This is a genomic window from Bacillus pretiosus, from assembly GCF_051294775.1.
In the GTDB taxonomy this organism is placed as follows: domain Bacteria; phylum Bacillota; class Bacilli; order Bacillales; family Bacillaceae_G; genus Bacillus_A; species Bacillus_A wiedmannii.
The window spans coordinates 1-282 of record NZ_JBPPHF010000575.1; the positions used below are offsets into that span (position 1 = coordinate 1).

The window sequence follows — 282 nt, forward strand, 5'->3', positions numbered from 1 at the left end:
TAGTAAAGCTTTTTAAAANATAATGAACATAGCGGTGGCGCATTCAGTTCCATATAGTTTTCCGTTTTTGAAAATATCTTGTATGGCAATGGAAGGGGGTATGTTTGGTAGTAGCTCGAATCCTCCAAGTGGTGTTCTTTTCCAATACTGGGGGTTGCAAAAGGATTGTTGAAATGTGCGAAACTGAAATCCACTTTGAAAAAGTTCTAATGCAGAAGTAATAAAATTCACTCGCAAATTTAGATCAAAGCTGAGTTCATCAGATGTTCGGAAGGAATAAAT

Annotated in this window: 1 pseudogene; it reads right to left on the reverse strand. The window is 36.3% G+C overall.

Annotated elements, in window-relative coordinates:
* Nucleotides 1-15: 15 nt before the first annotated feature.
* Nucleotides 16-282, reverse strand: a pseudogene (locus tag ACSG5Z_RS32220) (TGL-type protein-glutamine gamma-glutamyltransferase); the annotation flags it as partial.